This window comes from Kitasatospora sp. NPDC001539 (genome assembly GCF_040298565.1).
GTDB lineage: Bacteria > Actinomycetota > Actinomycetes > Streptomycetales > Streptomycetaceae > Kitasatospora.
Window position 1 is genome coordinate 1 of sequence record NZ_JBEPAK010000146.1, and the last position, 17558, is coordinate 17558.

General features: G+C 72.9%; 18 protein-coding genes. 9 read left to right on the forward strand and 9 right to left on the reverse strand.

Translation table 11 applies throughout. The features are described 5' to 3' along the window. Window positions 1–66: 66 nt before the first annotated feature. From ABT247_RS21825 to ABT247_RS21835, 3 genes are all read right to left on the reverse strand, one after another. Window positions 67–594: a SixA phosphatase family protein gene (locus tag ABT247_RS21825; RefSeq protein ID WP_350744616.1), complete on the reverse strand. Its 528-nt coding sequence runs from the start codon at window positions 592–594 to the stop codon at window positions 67–69. Window positions 595–728: 134 nt separating this feature from the next. Beyond that, window positions 729–851 carry an SGM_5486 family transporter-associated protein gene (locus ABT247_RS21830; protein ID WP_350744618.1) on the reverse strand — a complete coding sequence of 41 codons (123 nt, stop codon included), beginning with the start codon at window positions 849–851 and terminating at the stop codon, window positions 729–731. A gap of 194 nt (window positions 852–1045) precedes the next feature. After that, entirely contained in the window at window positions 1046–2362 is a 1317-nt protein-coding gene (locus ABT247_RS21835; protein WP_350744620.1) for a CynX/NimT family MFS transporter, read from the reverse strand. Between the two features lie 128 nt (window positions 2363–2490). Between ABT247_RS21835 and ABT247_RS21840 the strand changes: the two genes are divergently transcribed. Next, window positions 2491–3210 (forward strand): FadR/GntR family transcriptional regulator, encoded by a 720-nt coding sequence (locus tag ABT247_RS21840; protein ID WP_350744622.1) that lies wholly within the window; start codon window positions 2491–2493, stop codon window positions 3208–3210. 132 nt (window positions 3211–3342) lie between these two features. Here ABT247_RS21840 and fabI read toward each other — a convergent pair whose 3' ends face one another. Continuing rightward, the gene (gene fabI / locus ABT247_RS21845; protein WP_350744624.1) at window positions 3343–4110 is read right to left on the reverse strand and encodes an enoyl-ACP reductase FabI; all 768 of its coding nucleotides are present in this window, start codon (window positions 4108–4110) and stop codon (window positions 3343–3345) included. Between the two features lie 2 nt (window positions 4111–4112). Then, window positions 4113–4832 carry a 3-oxoacyl-[acyl-carrier-protein] reductase gene (fabG, locus tag ABT247_RS21850; protein ID WP_350744626.1) on the reverse strand — a complete coding sequence of 240 codons (720 nt, stop codon included), beginning with the start codon at window positions 4830–4832 and terminating at the stop codon, window positions 4113–4115. A 317-nt stretch (window positions 4833–5149) separates the two neighbouring features. On the opposite strand from fabG, the gene ABT247_RS21855 reads away from it, so the two are divergent. The 6 genes from ABT247_RS21855 (at window position 5150) to ABT247_RS21880 (ending at window position 11134) form a co-directional block, all read left to right on the forward strand. After that, on the forward strand, window positions 5150–6295 hold the full coding sequence (locus ABT247_RS21855; protein WP_350744627.1) for an MBL fold metallo-hydrolase: 1146 nt from the start codon (window positions 5150–5152) through the stop codon (window positions 6293–6295). 251 nt (window positions 6296–6546) lie between these two features. Further along, window positions 6547–8109 (forward strand): TldD/PmbA family protein, encoded by a 1563-nt coding sequence (locus ABT247_RS21860; protein ID WP_392903730.1) that lies wholly within the window; start codon window positions 6547–6549, stop codon window positions 8107–8109. After that, window positions 8109–9506: a metallopeptidase TldD-related protein gene (locus ABT247_RS21865; protein ID WP_350744629.1), complete on the forward strand. Its 1398-nt coding sequence runs from the start codon at window positions 8109–8111 to the stop codon at window positions 9504–9506. Before ABT247_RS21860 ends, ABT247_RS21865 begins: the two co-directional genes overlap by 1 nt. Before the next feature lie 29 nt (window positions 9507–9535). Further along, window positions 9536–10087, forward strand: a complete 552-nt coding sequence (locus ABT247_RS21870; protein WP_350744630.1) for an RNA 2'-phosphotransferase — start codon at window positions 9536–9538, stop codon at window positions 10085–10087. 160 nt (window positions 10088–10247) lie between these two features. Continuing rightward, complete coding sequence (locus ABT247_RS21875; RefSeq protein WP_350744632.1) at window positions 10248–10646, forward strand: DUF3099 domain-containing protein; 399 nt, start codon at window positions 10248–10250, stop codon at window positions 10644–10646. Window positions 10647–10906: 260 nt separating this feature from the next. Beyond that, complete coding sequence (locus tag ABT247_RS21880; RefSeq protein ID WP_350744634.1) at window positions 10907–11134, forward strand: hypothetical protein; 228 nt, start codon at window positions 10907–10909, stop codon at window positions 11132–11134. Here the strand turns inward: ABT247_RS21880 and moaA are convergent. The 4 genes from moaA to ABT247_RS21900 all read right to left on the reverse strand — a co-directional run bounded on the left by moaA (window position 11131) and on the right by ABT247_RS21900 (window position 15460). Further along, window positions 11131–12120 (reverse strand): GTP 3',8-cyclase MoaA, encoded by a 990-nt coding sequence (gene moaA, locus ABT247_RS21885; RefSeq protein ID WP_502892479.1) that lies wholly within the window; start codon window positions 12118–12120, stop codon window positions 11131–11133. The two genes, ABT247_RS21880 and moaA, sit on opposite strands and share 4 nt — an antisense overlap. Window positions 12121–12198: 78 nt before the next feature. Beyond that, window positions 12199–13806 (reverse strand): monocarboxylic acid transporter, encoded by a 1608-nt coding sequence (locus ABT247_RS21890; protein WP_350744637.1) that lies wholly within the window; start codon window positions 13804–13806, stop codon window positions 12199–12201. Continuing rightward, window positions 13803–14159, reverse strand: a complete 357-nt coding sequence (locus tag ABT247_RS21895; protein ID WP_350744639.1) for a DUF485 domain-containing protein — start codon at window positions 14157–14159, stop codon at window positions 13803–13805. The genes ABT247_RS21890 and ABT247_RS21895 overlap by 4 nt, the downstream gene beginning before the upstream one ends. A 257-nt stretch (window positions 14160–14416) precedes the next feature. Next, window positions 14417–15460, reverse strand: coding sequence for a zinc-dependent alcohol dehydrogenase family protein (locus tag ABT247_RS21900; RefSeq protein WP_350744641.1), 1044 nt, complete (start codon window positions 15458–15460; stop codon window positions 14417–14419). Window positions 15461–15606: 146 nt separating this feature from the next. Between ABT247_RS21900 and ABT247_RS21905 the strand changes: the two genes are divergently transcribed. Next, window positions 15607–16602, forward strand: coding sequence for a DEDDh family exonuclease (locus ABT247_RS21905; RefSeq protein WP_350744643.1), 996 nt, complete (start codon window positions 15607–15609; stop codon window positions 16600–16602). Between the two features lie 31 nt (window positions 16603–16633). Then, window positions 16634–17437 (forward strand): SURF1 family cytochrome oxidase biogenesis protein, encoded by an 804-nt coding sequence (locus tag ABT247_RS21910; RefSeq protein WP_350744645.1) that lies wholly within the window; start codon window positions 16634–16636, stop codon window positions 17435–17437. Window positions 17438–17558 lie beyond the last annotated feature (121 nt).

Sequence of the window (17558 nt, forward strand, 5' to 3'; positions counted from 1 at the left end):
CTTTGGGCTCGTCCCGGGGGGGGGCGGGGGTCCAACCCGCGCGCCCCTCGCCTTCGTACCCGGACGTCAGTCCTGCGGGGTGTGGTACGAGACCAGCTCGGCCACGCCCGGCTCGACGCCCTTCCATGAGCCGCTGAAGCTGAGCACCGCGATCGCCGCGGTCGGGAAGCCGCCGAGGCGCAGCCGCTCCAGCGCGTCCCGGTCGCCCGCGTCACCCGCCAGCACCTGGGTCAGGCCCAGCACCCCGGGGTTGTGCCCGACCAGCACCACGTCCGCGTACTCCTCCGGGGTCTCCTGGAGGACGGTGATGATCTCCCCCGGGCTGGCCTCGTAGATCCGCTCCTCGTAGACGGTCTTGCGGGCCCGCTTGGGCAGCTCGTGCGCGGCGAGCTTCCACGTCTCACGGGTGCGCAGGGCGGTGGAGCAGAGCACGAAGTCGGGGTTGATGCCGGAGTCGGCCAGCCAGCGGCCGGCGTCCGGGGCCTGGTGGCGTCCCCGGTCGGCCAGCGGCCGCTCGTGGTCGTCCACGCCGTTGGGCCAGTCGGCCTTGGCGTGGCGGAGAACGATGATCCTGCGGGGCGTTTCGGCGCTCATACCCAGCAAGCTTGGCAGAAAAGCGGCCCGGGGGCGCGGTGCTGCCGGTTGCCGCCACTCCGCGGGGTGGCGGGTGCCATCACGCCGGGTTCACCACCGCGTCACCGGGTGTACGGCGGCAGGGCGGAGGGTGGTCAGCCCAGCTGGGCGGCGACGGTGGCGACGATCGCCACCAGCACCGCGATGGCGACGAAGGCGAGGGCGATGCGGCCGAGCTGCTTGCGGCCGTCGGTGGGGTTCGGGTCGAGAACGGGCATGTCCGGAATTCTCCCACCCCGAACGCGCCCGCCCCTGCCCGCCCCCGCCGCCTTGGCCGGGGCTTGACCTTCCGGCCGAGCCCTTGGCCTTCCCCGGTTGGGCCTTGACCTTCCCGGCGGGGGCTGGACCGTGCCCGGAGGGCCCGGCCCTCCGGCCGGCCGGGCCCGGCCGGTCGGAGCCGTGACCGCTCCGGTCAGGCCCCGACCGGCCCCGCGGCCCGCCCCGCCGGGTGGACCGCCTCGTCCTCGATGTGCCGGGCCCGCGCCGCGCGCAGGCCGACCAGCATCTGCGGCACCAGCAGCAGCGCCAGGAAGCCGAGCGGCCCGTACCACTCGCCGGTGGCCTGGTAGATCCGGCCGATCAGGATCGGGCCCGGGATGGAGATCAGGTAGCCGACGCCCTGCGCGAAGGCGGACAGCTGCGCCACACCGCCGGCGGTCCGGGCGCGCAGCCCGATCATCGTCAGCACCAGCGGGAAGGCGCAGTTGGACAGGCCCACCAGGACGGCCCAGACCCACGGCGCCCCGGCCGGGGCGAGCGCCAGTCCGGCGTACCCGGCGATGCCGCAGCTGGCCAGCACGATCACGAACAGCCGCTGGTCGCCGCGGCGGGCGGCCAGGTTGGGCAGCACGAAGGAGACGGGCACCCCGATCACCATGGTGACCGCGAGCAGCACCCCGGAGGTCCCCTTGTCGACGCCGGCGTCCTGGAAGATCTTCGGCAGCCAGCCCATCACCACGTACGCGCCGGTGGCCTGGAGGCCGAAGAAGCAGGCCATCGCCCAGGCCGTACGGCTGCGGGTGATCGGCAGCTTGGCGGGAGCCGCGGCACCGCCCGCCCGCTCGCCGCGCTCGCGCTTGGCGATCAGCACCGGCAGCCAGAGCAGCAGGGCGAGTGCGCCCAGGGCCGCCCAGACGCCGAGGCCGTAGCGCCAGTCGCCGCCGAGCGCGCTGGTCAGCGGCACCGTGACGGCGGCGGCCAGCGCGGTGCCGGCGGAGAGCGCCATGGAGTAGAGGCCGATCATCGGACCGACCTTCTCCGGGAAGTACCGCTTGATCACCACCGGCAGCAGCACGTTGGAGACTGCCACCCCGGCCAGCGCGAGGGCGGTCAGCAGCAGGAACACCGCGGTCCCGCCGGCGAAGGAGCGGGCCAGCACGCCGGCGGTGATGGCGGCCATTCCGGCCGTGACCACGGCGATCGGGCCGATCCTGCGGGCCGCGGCGGGCGCGGCGAAGCCGAACAGCGCGAAGCACAGCGACGGGACGGCGGTGAGCAGCCCGGCGAGCGTCGGGTTCATTCCCAGGTCGCCGCGGACCTGGTCGAGCAGCGGCCCGAGGCTGGTGACGACGGGCCGCAGGTTGAAGGCGGCGGCGGCGATCGCGACGGCGAACAGCCCGGCCAGGTACTTGGCGGGGGGAGCGGGCCGCTCGGTCTGCGGCCGGGCCCCGGTTCGTGGGGAGGCAGCGGCGGTGGTGGCGGTGGTGCTGGTGTCGGGCGCGGGAGGCATGGACGCCATCATAGAATGATGGGATGAATTGATGCACCTTGGAATTGGCATGATGTGCCGACCGTTCATCCACCGGCCGCTTTCCCCCAGGGCCCACCCACTCGCCCCGTAGCCGCAAGGAGTCCCCCGTGGCGCTGTCATCGCCGAGGCGCACCCCGTTGTCCGACCAGGTGATCGCGCAGCTGCGCGCCCAGATCACCTCCGGGGAGTGGCCCGTCGGCTCGCGCATCCCCACCGAGGCCGCGCTGGTGGAACAGCTCGGGGTGGCCCGCAACACCGTCCGCGAGGCCGTCCGCGCCCTCGCCCACAACGGGCTGCTCGACATCCGGCAGGGCTCCGGCACCTACGTGCTCGCCACCAGCGAGCTGGCCGGGGTGATGCACCGCCGCTTCGCCGACGCCGACCAGGCGCAGGTCTCCGAGCTGCGGGCGGCCCTGGAGACCTCGGCGGCGGGCCTGGCGGCCGTCCGCCGCACCGCGCGCGACCTCCAGCTGCTGGACGCGGCGCTCGCCCGCCGCGAGGCCGCCTGGCACTCCGGCGGCGCCGAGGACTTCGTCCAGGCCGACGCCGCCTTCCACCAGGCCGTGGTCGCCGCCGCCCACAACGACGTGCTGCTCGCCGTCTACGCCGACCTCGGCGAGGTCACCCGGGCGCACCTGCGCCACGACGTCGGCCCCGAGCTGATCCCCGAGCGGTACATCGGCCACGACACCATCCTGGACGCCATCCGGGCCGGCGACGCCCAGCGCGCCTCGATCGAGGCCGGCCGCGCCATCGGGGCCTGCGGCAAGGCCGAGGCCGCCACGGCCGCGACAGGGACGGGGACGGGGACGGCCGGCCAGGCCTGACCCCGCCGACCCGAATCGGCCCCTAGAAACGGCCCCGGGAGCGGCCCGGGGAACGCTCCCGGACGCAGTCCGGGAACGCCGCTGCCCGGCACCCCCTCCGCGGGGGTGCCGGGCAGCGGCGTTGTCAGCGGATCAGGCGCCGATGGCGTGCAGACCGCCGTCGACGTGGATGATCTCGCCGGTGGTCTTCGGGAACCACTCGGACAGCAGCGCGACGATGGCGCGGCCGGCCGGCTCCGGGTCGCCCAGGTCCCACTTCAGCGGGGAGCGGTGGTTCCAGGTGTCGGCCAGGTCGCCGAAGCCCGGGATGGACTTGGCGGCCATCGAGCCGAGCGGACCGGCCGAGACCAGGTTGCAGCGGATGTCGCGCGGGCCCAGGTAGCGCGCCAGGTAGCGGCTGGTCGACTCCAGGGCGGCCTTGGCCGGGCCCATCCAGTCGTACTGCGGCCACGCGAACTGGGCGTCGAAGGTCAGGCCGACCACCGAGCCGCCGTCCTGCATCAGCGGCAGCAGTGCCATGGTCAGCGACTTCAGCGAGTACGCCGAGACGTGCATGGCGGTCGCCACGGACTCCCACGGGGTGTCCAGGAAGTTGCCGCCCAGCGCGTCCTGCGGCGCGAAGCCGATCGAGTGGACGACGCCGTCCAGGGTCGGCAGGTGCTCGCGGACCTGGTCGGCGATGCCGGCCAGCTGCTCCGGGTTGGAGACGTCCAGCTCCAGCACCTTGACCGGCTTCGGCAGCTTCTTGGCGATCCGCTCCGTGAGGGTCGGACGCGGGAACGCGGTGAGGATGATCTCCGCGCCCTGCTCCTGCGCGAGCTTGGCGGCGTGGAAGGCGATGGACGACTCCATCAGCACACCGGTGATCAGGATCCGCTTGCCTTCGAGGATTCCACTCATGATCAGTGACCCATGCCCAATCCGCCGTCGACGGGAATGACGGCTCCGGTGATGTACGCGGCCTCGTCCGACCCGAGGAACCGCACGGTGGAGGCGACCTCGGCGGGCGCCGCGTAGCGGCCCAGCGGCACACCGGAGACGATCTCCGCGCGGCGCTCGTCGCTGAGCACGGCGGTCATGTCGGTGTCCACGAAGCCGGGCGCCACCACGTTGACGGTGATGTTGCGCGGGCCGAGCTCGCGCGCCAGCGACCGGGCGAAGCCGACCAGGCCGGCCTTGGAGGCGGCGTAGTTGGCCTGGCCCGGCGAGCCGGACAGGCCCACCACGGAGGAGATCAGCACCACGCGGCCCTTCTTGGCGCGCATCATCAGCTTGGAGGCGCGCTTGACCACCCGGAAGGTGCCGGTCAGGTTGGTGTCCAGGACGGACGTGAAGTCCTCCTCGGACATCCGCAGGAGCAGGGTGTCGTTGGTGATGCCGGCGTTGGCGACCAGCACCTCGACCGCGCCGTGCTTCTGCTCGATCTCGGTGAAGGCGGCGTCGACCTGCGCGGCGTCCGTGATGTCGCAGCGGACCGCGAGGACGTCGTACTTCTCCAGGGCCTCGGGCACCTCGCCCGAGCGGCTGGTGATGGCCACCTTGTCGCCCGCTTCGGCGAAGGCCTGGGCGATCGCGAGGCCGATGCCCCGGTTTCCTCCGGTGACGAGAACCGAGCGGCTCAACGATCCACCTCTCTCCGTGTGTGAGCACGTACGTCGGAATGCGTACGCAGTGTGACGCTATCGGGCGGTCGGCGGTGTCGACGCATCGGGCTCCGACAGCGCCGAACCGGAGGAACTGTCGCAATCCGACAATGCCGCCCCCGCAGCCCCCGGCGCCTCCCGTCGGTTCCTCCGCAGGCCGGGGCGCCGCCGCGATCGGGGCGACTGTACGGGAACAAGACGGCAGGGCGCACCCGTTGCCCCCCTGGTGCGGACCGACCCGGGAGCGGGCCGTATCCTCCCCCGAACAGTCCCGGCGAGGAACGAAGGCAGGGCGCATGACCAAGGCACGGCCCGGGAGCACCCACCGACGCGGACGACTTCTCGCCCTGACCGCCCTCGCGGCGGCCCTGGGCTCGGCCGCCTGGTCGCTGCGCGACGTCCCGGCGGCGTTCGGGCGCCGCCCCGACGGCGAGCGCGAAGAGCGGGTGCGCAACTCCCCGCAGTACCGCGACGGCGTCTTCCACAACGCGCCCTCCGCCCTCGCCCGCACCGCCGACGCCCCCGGCATCGACCCGGGCACCGTCCGTCGGATGCTGTTCGAGCGCGACGGCCGCGTCCCCGCCCACCCCGTCCCCACCGTCCGCCCGGCCCCCGCGACCGGCCCGGCCGCCGAGGGACTGGAGATCACCTGGTACGGGCACGCCTCCGCGCTGGTGGAGATCGAGGGCTCGCGGGTGCTGCTCGACCCGGTCTGGAGCGACCGCTGCTCGCCCTCCGCGCACATCGGCCCGAAGCGGCTGCACCCGGTGCCCGTCGAGTTGGAGGAACTCCCGCCGGTCGACGCCGTGCTGATCTCGCACGACCACTACGACCACCTCGACATGGCCACCGTCAAGCGCCTGCTGCGCAGCCAGTCCGCGCCCTTCGCGGTGCCGCTCGGCATCGGCGCCCACCTGCGCCGCTGGGGCGTGCCCGAGCACCGGATCATCGAGCTGGACTGGGACGAGACCTGCACCCTGGGCGAGCTGGTGCTCACCCTCACCTCCGCGCACCACTTCTCCGGCCGCGGCCTCACCCGCAACACCACCCTGTGGGGCTCCTGGGTGATCGCCGGCCCCACTCGCAAGGTCTTCTACACCGGCGACTCCGGCTACTTCGAGGGCTACGGCCGGATCGGCGAGCAGCACGGCCCCTTCGACGCCGCCCTGGTGCAGATCGGCGCGTACGACACGGCCTGGGCCGACATCCACATGACGCCCGAGGACGCCGTCCTCGCCCACCGCGACCTCAGGGCCGGGCTGCTGGTGCCGGTCCACTGGTGCACCTTCAACCTGGGCCTGCACCCGTGGGCCGAGCCGATCGAGCGGCTGCTCGCAGAGGCCAAGGCCCAGGCCGTGCCGCTGGCGGTGCCGCGTCCCGGCGAGCGGGTCGACGTGGACAACCCGCCGGAGCTGGACGGCTGGTGGGAGGCCGTCTCCTGACGGCCCGGCCGGCGGGCGAACGGCAGCGGCCGCGGCGAGCGGGCAGCCGTCGCCCGACGGCGGCGACCGGCGACGGCGCCCCGGGGCGGTAGCCGGGGGTGTCGGCCGGGGCGTCGGCCGCCGGCGTTGACCGGATGTCGCGGCGCACCTGGCGAAATGCGCTGGCCGGAAACCCGGTGGACGGGAAATGATGCGGTGCGGGCGCCCCTGTGGGCACCCGCACCGTCACCCTCCGCGACCTGGGAGCCCGATTGCCTCCGATCCCTCCGGCCGACAGCGCCGGCGCCCCCTCCGGGCGCGCCGTCGACCCGCTGTTCCTCGCCCTCCCGCTGCGCACCCTCGCCGACGCCGCCCTCACCCGCGCCCGTGAACTCGGCGCCGACCACGCCGACTTCCGCCTGGAACGCGTCCGCAGCGCGTCCTGGCGGCTGCGCGACGCCCGCCCGGCCGGCACCTCCGACAGCGTGCAGCTCGGCTTCGCCGTCCGCGTCCTGCTGGACGGCGCCTGGGGCTTCGCCGCCGGGGTGGACCTGACCCCGGACGCCGCCGCGGCGGTCGCCGCCCAGGCCGTCGCGGTGGCGCGGCTGTCCGGCGGGATCAGCCGGGCGGCCGGCTCCACCGAGCGGGTCGAGCTGGCCGACGAGCCGGTCCACCGGGACGTCACCTGGGTCTCCGCGTACGAGGTCAACCCCTTCGAGGTGCCGGACGCCGAGAAGACCGCCCTGCTCGCCGAGCGCAGCTCCCGGCTGCTGGCCGCCCAGGGCGTCTCGCACGTCCAGGCGGCCCTGCTGACCGTCCAGGAGAACAAGTTCTACGCGGACACCGCGGGCACCATGACGACCCAGCAGCGGATCCGGCTCCACTCCGACCTGGAGGCCACCTCGGTCGACGAGCGCACCGGCGCCTTCGACTCGATGCGCACCCTCGCCCCGCCGGTCGGCCGCGGCTACGAGTACCTCACCGGCACGGGATGGGACTGGGACGCGGAGATCGCCGAACTGCCCGTGCTGCTGGCCGAGAAGATGAAGGCCCCGAGCGTCCGGGCGGGCCGCTACGACCTGGTCGTCGACCCGTCCAACCTGTGGCTGACCATCCACGAGTCGATCGGCCACGCCACCGAGCTGGACCGCGCGCTCGGCTACGAGGCCGCCTACGCCGGCACCTCCTTCGCCACCTTCGACCAGCTCGGCACCCTGAAGTACGGCTCCGAGCTGATGCACGTCACCGGCGACCGCACCGCCGAGCACGGCCTGTCCACGATCGGCTACGACGACGAGGGCGTGGCCACCCAGTCCTGGGACCTGATCCGCGACGGCGTCCTGGTCGGCTACCAACTCGACCGCGGCATGGCCAAGCTGAAGGGCTTCGAGCGCTCCAACGGCTGCGCCTTCGCGGACTCCCCGGCGCACGTCCCGGTGCAGCGGATGGCCAACGTCTCGCTCCAGCCCGCCGCCGGCGGCCCGGACACCGAGGAGCTGTTCGCCGGGGTGGAGAACGGCCTGTACATCGTCGGCGACCGCTCCTGGTCGATCGACATGCAGCGCTACAACTTCCAGTTCACCGGGCAGCGCGCCTACGCCATCAAGAACGGCGAACTCGCCGGCCAGGTCAAGGACTTCGCCTACCAGGCCACCACCACCGACTTCTGGGGCTCGATGGCCGCGGTCGGCGGCCCGCAGACCTACGTCCTCGGCGGCGCCTTCAACTGCGGCAAGGCCCAGCCCGGCCAGGTCGCGGCGGTCAGCCACGGCTGCCCGTCGGCGCTGTTCCGCAACGTCAACGTGCTCAACACCCAGCAGGAGGCGGGTCACTGATGTCCGCGATGCAGCCCCACGAACTCGTCGAGCTGGCCCTCGGCCTCTCCCGCGCCGACGGCTGCGTGGTGATCGCCGACGAGGAGTCCACCGCCAACCTGCGCTGGGCCGCGAACGCGCTGACCACCAACGGTGTCACCCGCGGCCGCCGCCTCACCGTGATCGCCACCGTGGCCGGCGCCGAGGGCACCGCCTCCGGCGTGGTCTCCCGCGAGGCCGTCACCGCCGAGGACGTCGAGGGCCTGGTCCGGGCCGCCGAGGAGGCCGCCCGGGCGGCCGGCCCCGCCGAGGACGCCCAGCCCCTGATCGCCGACCGGCCGGCCTCCCCGGACTTCACCCAGCCGCCCACCGAGACCTCGATCGCCGTCTTCGACGCCTTCGGCCCGGCCCTCGGCGCGGCCTTCGCCCGTGCCGCCGCACAGGGCGAACTGCTGTACGGCTTCGCCCGGCACGAGATCACCACCAGCTACCTGGGCAGCTCCACCGGCCTGCGGCTGCGCCACGACCAGCCCACCGGCATGGTGGAGATCAACGCCAAGACCGCCGACCTGTCCGGTTCGGCCTGGGCCGGCGCCGCCACCCGGGACTTCTCGGACATCGACGTCGAGGCCCTGCACGCCGAGCTGACCAAGCGCCTCGGCTGGGGCGCCCGCAAGGTCGACCTGCCGGCCGGGCGCTACGAGACGCTGCTGCCGCCCTCGGCCGTCGCCGATCTGATGATCTACCTCAACTGGTCCTCCGGCGGCCGGGACGCCCACGAGGGCCGCACCGTCTTCTCCAAGCCCGGCGGCGGCACCCGGATCGGCGACAAGCTCGCCGGCCTGCCGCTGACGCTGCGCTCCGACCCGCGCGAGGAGGGCCTGGAGGCCGCGCCCTTCGTGCTGGCCCACAGCAGCGGCGGCGACGTCTCGGTCTTCGACAACGGCGCGCCGATCGCCGCCACCGAGTGGATCCGCGAGGGCGTGCTGACCGATCTGATCACCAGCCGCCACGCGGCCGGCCTCACCGGCCTTCCGCTGCGCCCGGCGGTCGACAACCTGGTCCTGGAGACGGCCGACCAGGACTCCGCGCCGACCCTGGACGAGATGATCGCCCGCACCGAGCACGGCCTGCTGCTCACCTGCCTCTGGTACATCCGCGAGGTGGACCCGGCGACGCTGCTGCTCACCGGCCTCACCCGGGACGGCGTGTACCTGGTGGAGAACGGCGAGGTGGTCGGCGCGGTCAACAACTTCCGGTTCAACGAGTCCCCGGTCGACCTGCTCGGCCGGATCACCGAGGTGGGCCGCACCGAGCGCTGCCTGCCCCGCGAGTGGAGCGACTACTTCACCCGCACCGCGATGCCACCCGTGCGTGTCGCGGACTTCAACATGAGTTCGGTCAGCCAGGCCTCTTAACCGGCGGCCGACGGGGGGATACGAGAGACATGACGGACGAGAAGCGGCTGGTCAGGACGAGCAGGATGCTGTCGCGCATCCTGCGCCACGAGCCGGAGCTGGTGGGGATCACCCTGGACGGCTCCGGCTGGGTCCGGGTCGACGAACTGCTCACCGCCCTAGCGGCGGAGGGCAGGCCGCTCACCCGGGCCGAGCTCGACCACCTGGTGGCCACCAGCGACAAGCGCCGCTTCGGCTACTCGCCGGACGGTCTCTCGATCCGCGCCAACCAGGGCCACTCGGTGGCGGTCGACCTCGGTCTGGCCGCCACCGCCCCGCCCCCCGTGCTCTACCACGGCACCGCCGAGCGCCACCTGGCGTCGATCTTCCGCGAGGGCCTGCGTCCGATGACCCGCCAGGACGTCCACCTGTCGGCGGACACCGGGACGGCGACCCGGGTCGGTGCCCGGCACGGCCGACCGGTCGTGCTCACCGTGAACGCGGCCGCCATGGCGGCGGCCGGTCACGAGTTCCGGCTCAGCGAGAACGGCGTCTGGCTCACCGACGCCGTCCCTCCGCAGTACCTCTCCCGCCGCTCCTAGGGACCGGCCCACCAGGGCCCGGGACCGCCGGACGGCTCCCTATCACGCCCGACCGGGTGGGCCCCGCCCACCCGGTCTCGTCGCTCCGGCGCGCCCGGGCGTACCGTGAGGAGGCCGCGCGGAACGGCGCGCGGGTGCGTGGACGAGGGCGGTAGGACAGATGCGCAAGAACGCCGAGGGCGGACAGGTCTACCGGATCACCGGGGCCCGGAGCAGCCTCACCGAGGACGTCCGGGGGCGTCAGCGCCGCTACGTCATCTCGATGCTGATCCGCACGCTCTGCGTGCTGCTCGCGGTGGTGCTGTGGGACGTCCAGCGCTGGCTGGCGTTCGCCGCGCTGGCGGGCGGTGTGCTGCTGCCCTACTTCGCGGTGCTGATCGCCAACGCCGGCCGCGAGCGGGCCCCCGGTCTGCCGAGCAGCTTCGACATCCCGCACGACACCCCGCTGATGCTCGGCCCCGGTGGTACCGGTGGGGCCGGTGCGTCCGGTGGTGCGGGACGGGCGGAGGCCCCCGGCACGGAAACTCCACAGGGTCCGAACCCCCGATCCGATTCGTGACGGTTGGGCTCGTTTCGACTCCGCGAAAGCTCAGAAGAACCTCAGATTAATCATGCAAGACCTCCCCATCCGAGGGTGTCGGCGTGACATACTGCGTACGCGCTCCGCATCCCCCGTCGGAGCGACGGACCGACGCCGGGCGGCTCCCCCCGTGGCTGCCCGGCGTCGCCATGTCCGGATCCGGACGGGCCGGCCGCGGCCGTCGCGGCCCGTGGCAGACTGACGGCGACGATCATCCGCCGAGCACCGAGGACGACCCGATGGACACCCCGCAGACGCCGATCTGCTCCGCCAAGGGCTGCCGGGCGGACGCCCGGTGGGTGCTGGTGTGGAACAACCCCAAGCTGCACACCCCGGACCGCCGCAAGACCTGGCTGGCCTGCGAGGAGCACCGCGAGCACCTGTCCCAGTTCCTGGGCGTGCGCGGCTTCCTCAAGGAGGTCGTCGCCTTCGCCGACTACTCCGGGACGGCGGAGGCGGGCGACTAGCCGCCGATCGCCGACATCGGCCGCTCGGGCTGCAGGAACTCCGGGTCGTCGATCCCGGCTCCGGCCTTCTTGCCCCACATCGCCGCCCGCCAGAGCGCGGCCAGCTCCGCGTCGTCCGCCCCCGAGCGCAGCGCGGTGCGCAGGTCGGTCTCCCCGGTGGCGAACAGGCAGTTGCGCACCTGCCCGTCGGCGGTCAGCCGGGTGCGGTCGCAGGCCCGGCAGAACGGCCTGGTGACGGAGGCGATCACGCCGACCCGGCCCGGGCCGCCGTCCACCACCCAGCGTTCGGCGGGCGCCGCGCCCCGGCCCGCGGCCGGTTCCGGGGTGAGCGTGAAGCGCGCGCCCAGCAGTTCCAGGATCTCGGCCGCGGTGACCATCGACGAACGGTCCCAGCCGTGTTGGGCGTCCAGCGGCATCTGCTCGATGAAGCGCAGCTCGTAGCCCCGCTCCAGGCACCAGGCCAGCAGGTCGGCGGCCTCGTGGTCGTTGACGCCGCGCATCAGCACGGTGTTCAGCTTGACCGGCGTCAGCCCGGCCGCCTCGGCGGCGGCCAGGCCGTCCAGCACGTCCTGGTGGCGCCGGCGGCGGGTGAGCGTGTGGAACACCTCGGGGTCGAGGGTGTCCAGCGAGACGTTGATCCGGTCGAGCCCGGCCTCGCGCAGCGCCGTCGCGGTGCGGGCCAGGCCGACGCCGTTGGTGGTGAGCGACAGCTCGGGGCGCGGCTCCAGCTCGGAGCAGGCGGCCACGATGGCGACGAGTCCGGGGCGCAGCAGCGGCTCGCCGCCGGTGAAGCGCACCTCGCGCACGCCCAGCTCCCGGACGGCCAGGGAGACCAGCCGGACGATCTCCTCGTCGGTCAGCAGCTCGGGCTTGGCCAGCCACTGGAGGCCTTCCTCCGGCATGCAGTAGGTGCATCTCAGGTTGCACCGGTCGGTCAGGGAGACCCGCAGGTCGACGGCCTGTCGTCCGAAGGTGTCGAGCAGCACGTGCGTCCCTTCCCGAAATGCGGCCGGCCCGGCCACCGTCTCGGCGGGGGCCGGGCCAGCATAGTCATCGCGGGATGATCAGTGGGCGCCCAGCCCGGTGAGCGAGCGGACCTCCAGTTCAGCGTACTTCGCCGGGTCGGCGCGTTCCTTCGACAGCAGGGTCCCGAGCCAGCCGGCCAGGAAGCCGACCGGGATGGAGACCAGGCCGGGGTTCTCCAGCGGGAACCAGTGGAAGTCGGAGTGCGGGAAGAGCGAGGTCTTCGCGCCCGAGGCCACCGGGGAGAACACCACCAGCAGTACCGAGGTGACCAGGCCGGCGTAGACCGAGCTGACCGCGCCGGTGGTGGTGAAGCGCTTCCAGAAGAGCGAGTAGAGCAGGGTGGGCAGGTTCGCCGAGGCCGCCACCGCGAAGGCGAGCGCCACCAGCGCGGCGGTGTTGAGCTTGTCCGCGAAGAGGCTGAGCACGATCGAGACCGCGCCGATCGCCACCGCCGCCCACTTGGCCGACATCACCTCCTCCCGCTCGGTCGCCTTGCCCCGCCGGATCACGTTGGCGTACAGGTCGTGCGCGAAGGACGCCGAGGAGGCCAGGGTGAGCCCGGCGACCACGGCCAGGATGGTGGCGAAGGCGACCGCCGAGATCACCGCGAGCAGGATCGCGCCGCCGGTGCTGCCGCTGCCGCCGCCGAGCGCCTCGGCCAGCTGCGGGGCCGCGGTGTTGCCGGCCGCGTTGGCCGCCTTGATCTGCTTGGAGCCGACCAGCGCGGCCGCGCCGAAGCCGAGCGCCAGGGTCATCAGGTAGAAGACGCCGATGATGCCGATCGCCCAGAGCACCGACTTCCTGGCCGCCTTGGCGGTGGGCACGGTGTAGAAGCGGACCAGGATGTGCGGCAGGCCGGCGGTGCCGAGCACCAGCGCGATGCCCAGGCTGATGAAGTCGAGCTTCGCGGTGCCGCTGCCGTACTTCTGCCCCGGCTGGAGGAAGGCCTCCCCCTTGCCGCTGGCGCTGGCCGCCGCGCCCAGCAGCTCGGAGGGGTTGAAGTGGTACTTGGCGAGCACCAGCACGGTCATCAGCGCGGCGCCGGAGATCAGCATGACCGCCTTGACGATCTGCACCCAGGTGGTGCCCTTCATCCCCCCTATCACCACGTAGACGATCATCAGCGCACCGACCCCGACGATGGTCCAGCGCTTGGCGGCGTTCCCCTCGGCCCCGAGGAGCAGGGCGACCAGCGTCCCCGCCCCGACCATCTGCGCCAGCAGGTAGAAGATCGACACCACGATGGTGGACACGCCCGCCGCGGTGCGCACCGGGCGCTGGCGCATCCGGAACGCGAGCACGTCCGCCATGGTGAAGCGGCCGGAGTTGCGCAGCGGCTCGGCGATCAGCAGCAGCGCGACCAGCCAGGCGACCAGGAAGCCGATCGAGTACAGGAAGCCGTCGTACCCGGCCAGGGCGATGGTGCCGGCGATGCCGAGGAAGGAGGCGGCCGACATGTAGTCGCCCGAGATGGCCAGGCCGTTCTGGAAGCCGGTGAAGCCGCGGCCGCCGGCGTAGAAGTCGGCGGCGCTGCGGTTCTGCCGTCCGGCCCAGACGGTGATGACCAGGGTGGCCACCACGAACAGCCCGAACAGGGCCATCGTCAGGCCGCGGTGCTCCGTGGCGGAGCTGGCGAGCTCGGTCATTCGGCGGACTCCCGGGGGGCGTGGACGACGGCGCCGTGGGCCTCGCGGATCGCGGCAGCGGGCGGGTCGATCCGCCGGTCCGCGTAACGGGCGTACCAGGCGGCGATGGCGAAGGTGGTGGCGAACTGCAGCAGCCCGAGCACCAGGGCGACGTTGACGTGCCCGACGACCTTGGTGCCCATCAGCCCGGGCGCGTAGCAGGAGAGCAGGACGTAGAGCAGGTACCAGAGCACGAAGCCGATGGTGACCGGGAAGGCGAAACTCCGGAAGGAGCGCCGCAGGGTACGGAACTCCTCGCTGTCATCGATGAGTTGGACTTCCGTAGCGGTGGTGGTGATCGGCGGCGAATCCACTCTGTCTCCTCACTCCTTCGGCGTAGCGGTCACACGAGGGGACGATCGAACGTGAGGGGCGTCACATGTCTCGTGCGCGCCGCGCAATGCTAGGAGCGTCGCGCCCGGCCGGGAAGGGGTTCACGGCGATCAGCCAGCCGTTCACCCCGTCGCTCCATCCAATTGGCCGAAAACCACCACTCGCGTCACGTGGCGACGCCACCTCCGCATGCGAAAGGGCGGCACCGTCCAACGGTGCCGCCCCTTGTGACGTCGCGTCAGAACGCGATGCGGACCTTCAGCGCCGACCGGTCGTCCATCGCCCGGTAGCCGTCCGGAACGCCGTCCAGGTCGACCGTGCGGTCGAACACCAGCCCGGGCTCGATGGCCCCGGAGAGCACGTCCGGCAGCAGCTCGGGGATGTACGCGCGGGCGGGCGCCACGCCGCCGTTCAGCGAAACGTTTCGGCCGAACATCTGGCCGATGTCGACGCCCGCGCTGCCGCCGTGCGGCACGCCGACGTAACCGACCGCGCCGCCGTCGCGGGTGATCGAGATCGCCGTCCGCATCGACTCCTCGGTACCGACCGCCTCCAGCACCGCGTGCGCCCCGACGCCGCCGGTCAGCTCCCTGACCGCCTCGACGGCGGCGTCGCCGCGCTCGGCCACCACGTCGGTCGCCCCGAAGCGGCGGGCCAGCTCCGTGCGGGCGGGGTGGCGGCCCAGCGCGATGATCCGGCCCGCACCCAGCCGGTGCGCCGCGAGCACGCCGCACAGGCCCACCGCACCGTCACCCACCACCGCGACCGTCGAGCCCGGACGCACCCGGGCCGACACCGCCGCGTGGTGCCCGGTGGACATCACGTCCGAGAGCGCCAGCAGCCCCGGCAGCAGCTTCTCGTCACCGGCCGCCTCCTTCGGCAGCTTCACCAGCGTCCCGTCCGCGAACGGCACCCGCACCGCCTCGCCCTGCCCGCCGTCCGAGCCGACCTCGCCCCAGAAACCGCCGTGCGGGCAGGAGGTCTGCAGCCCCTCCCGGCAGAACTCGCAGACGCCGTCCGACCAGACGAAGGGCGCCACCACGAGGTCCCCCACGGCGAAGCCGCGGACCTCGGCGCCGGCCTCCTCCACCACGCCCAGGAACTCGTGCCCGATCCGCTGCCCGGCCACCCGCTGCGCCACCCCGCGGTAGGCCCACAGGTCGCTGCCGCAGATGCAGGCGTTCACGACCCGGACCACCACGTCCGTCGGCTGCTGGATCACCGGGTCCGGCACCTCTTCGATGCGGATGTCGTTGGGGCCGTGGATCACGGTGGCGCGCATGCGTTCTTCCTCACACAGAATCCGGCCAGGCAGCCGGAAAACGATTCGACCAGCTGTACGACACCCCCGCCGACCACTCTATTCCGGCTTGCCGGTCGCAACATTCCGGCCGAGCCCCTCCGGCGCGCCCCTTATCCTGTTGGACCATGCAACCGATCCAGCCCGAGACGTACGGTGCGCCGCGGACCGCCCCGGTCCCCGCCCAGCGCTCCGCCGCCCCCGCCGAGGGCTTCGCGGTCGTCGACGTCGAGACCACCGGTCTCGGCCGCTCCGACCGCGTCATCTCGGCGGGCGTCTACCAGCTGGACCCGGACGGCGACGTCACCGACCACTGGTACACCCTGGTCAACCCGGAACGGGACCCGGGACCGGTCTGGATCCACGGCCTCACCGCCGAACTGCTCTCCACCGCCCCGACCTTCCCCGAGATCGCCGACGAGTTCGCCGCGCGCCTGGAGCACCGCGTCCTGGTCGCCCACAACGCGCTCTTCGACTGGAACATGATCTCCCGCGAGTTCTCCCGGGCCGGCCGCCGCGCCCCGGTCGAGCAGCGGCTCTGCACCATGGTCCTCTCCCGCGACCTCCGACTGCCCCTGCCCAACGGCAAGCTCTCCTCGCTCGCCGCCCACTTCGGCGTCCAGCAGCGCCACGCCCACAACGCCCTGGACGACGCCCGGGTGCTCGCCGAGGCCTTCCGCCCCAGCCTCCACCTCGCCCGCCACCACGGCGTCCCGCTCCCCCTCCAGAACTGCGTCGCCGTCACCGACCTCGGCGAGGACGAACCCGCCACCCCCGGCCGTGCGAGCTGGACCGGCTCCCAGTACCGCCAGGCCAAGAAGCGGCCGCCCTGCCCGTACCCCAACCCGGGGCGCTGGGAGGACGGCAAGCCCCTGGTCCAGGGCATGCGGGTGGCCTTCACCGGCGACACCGCCACCGACCGCGAGGTGCTGGAGGACCGCGCCGTCGAAGCGGGCCTGCACATCGCGACCTCGGTGAGCCGCCTCACCAGCCTGCTCGTCACCAACGAGCCGAACAGCTGGAGCGGCAAGGCCCGCAAGGCCCGCGAGGTCGGCACCCCGGTGGTCGGCGAGGACGCCTTCCTCCAGCTGCTGCGCGAGGTCGCCCCGCACCCCGGTGCGTGAGCCCGTTGTGAGGTCGGCGTACCGTTCCCATGTGTACCGTTTTCTGCTGACCCGGCAGTGGCTGATCACCATCCTGATCGCGCTACTGCTGATCCCCGCGACGATCAAGCTGGGTTTCTGGCAGCTGCACCGCCACGAGGCGCGGGTGGCCCGGAACGAGCTGATCGGCAAGGCCCTCACCGCCTCGCCCGAGCCCTTCGACACGCTGTCGCCGGCCCCCGGCTCCACCGTGCCCAAGGACCTCACCTGGCGCGCCGTGACGGCCACCGGGCAGTACGACCCGGCACACGAGTTCGTGGTCCGCAGGCGCACCGACTCCAACGGCACGATCGGCTACTTCGTCGTCACCCCGCTGAAGCTCTCCGACGGCAAGGGCACCGTCCTGGTCAACCGCGGCTGGGTCCCCTCCGGCACCGGCGCCCTCGACTACCCGCCCGTCCCGGCCGCCCCGGCCGGCGAGGTCACCCTCACCGGCCGGCTGCGCGCCGACGAGACCGCCGGCAGCAGCGGCGGCTTCGTCAAGGACCGGGCCGGCCTGCCGCCCCGCCAGTTCAACCTGATCAACACCGAACAGCAGGCCAAGGAGACCGGCACCACCCTCCTCGGCGGCTACCTCGAACTCACCGCCACCACCCCGGCCCCGGCCGACCAGCCCCAGCTGATCCCCGAGCCCAACCACTCCGACATCGGCCCCCACATGGCCTACGCCATCCAGTGGTGGCTGTTCACCGCGATGATCCCGGTCGGCGTCTGGGTCCTGATCCGCCGCGAGGCCAAGGACCGCGCCAAGCGGGCCGCCGAACCCGAGGCCGCCCTCGACGCCCTCCCGGCCTAGGGCCAATGCCGGTGACTTTGGTGTCTGTGAGCTTCCCCCGTTGAGCGGGAGGTGGTGATTACCTGGTCAGGATGGGTTCAGGCAGTTCGACGGTCACTGGTTCGGCCGTCGCCTGGTTGGC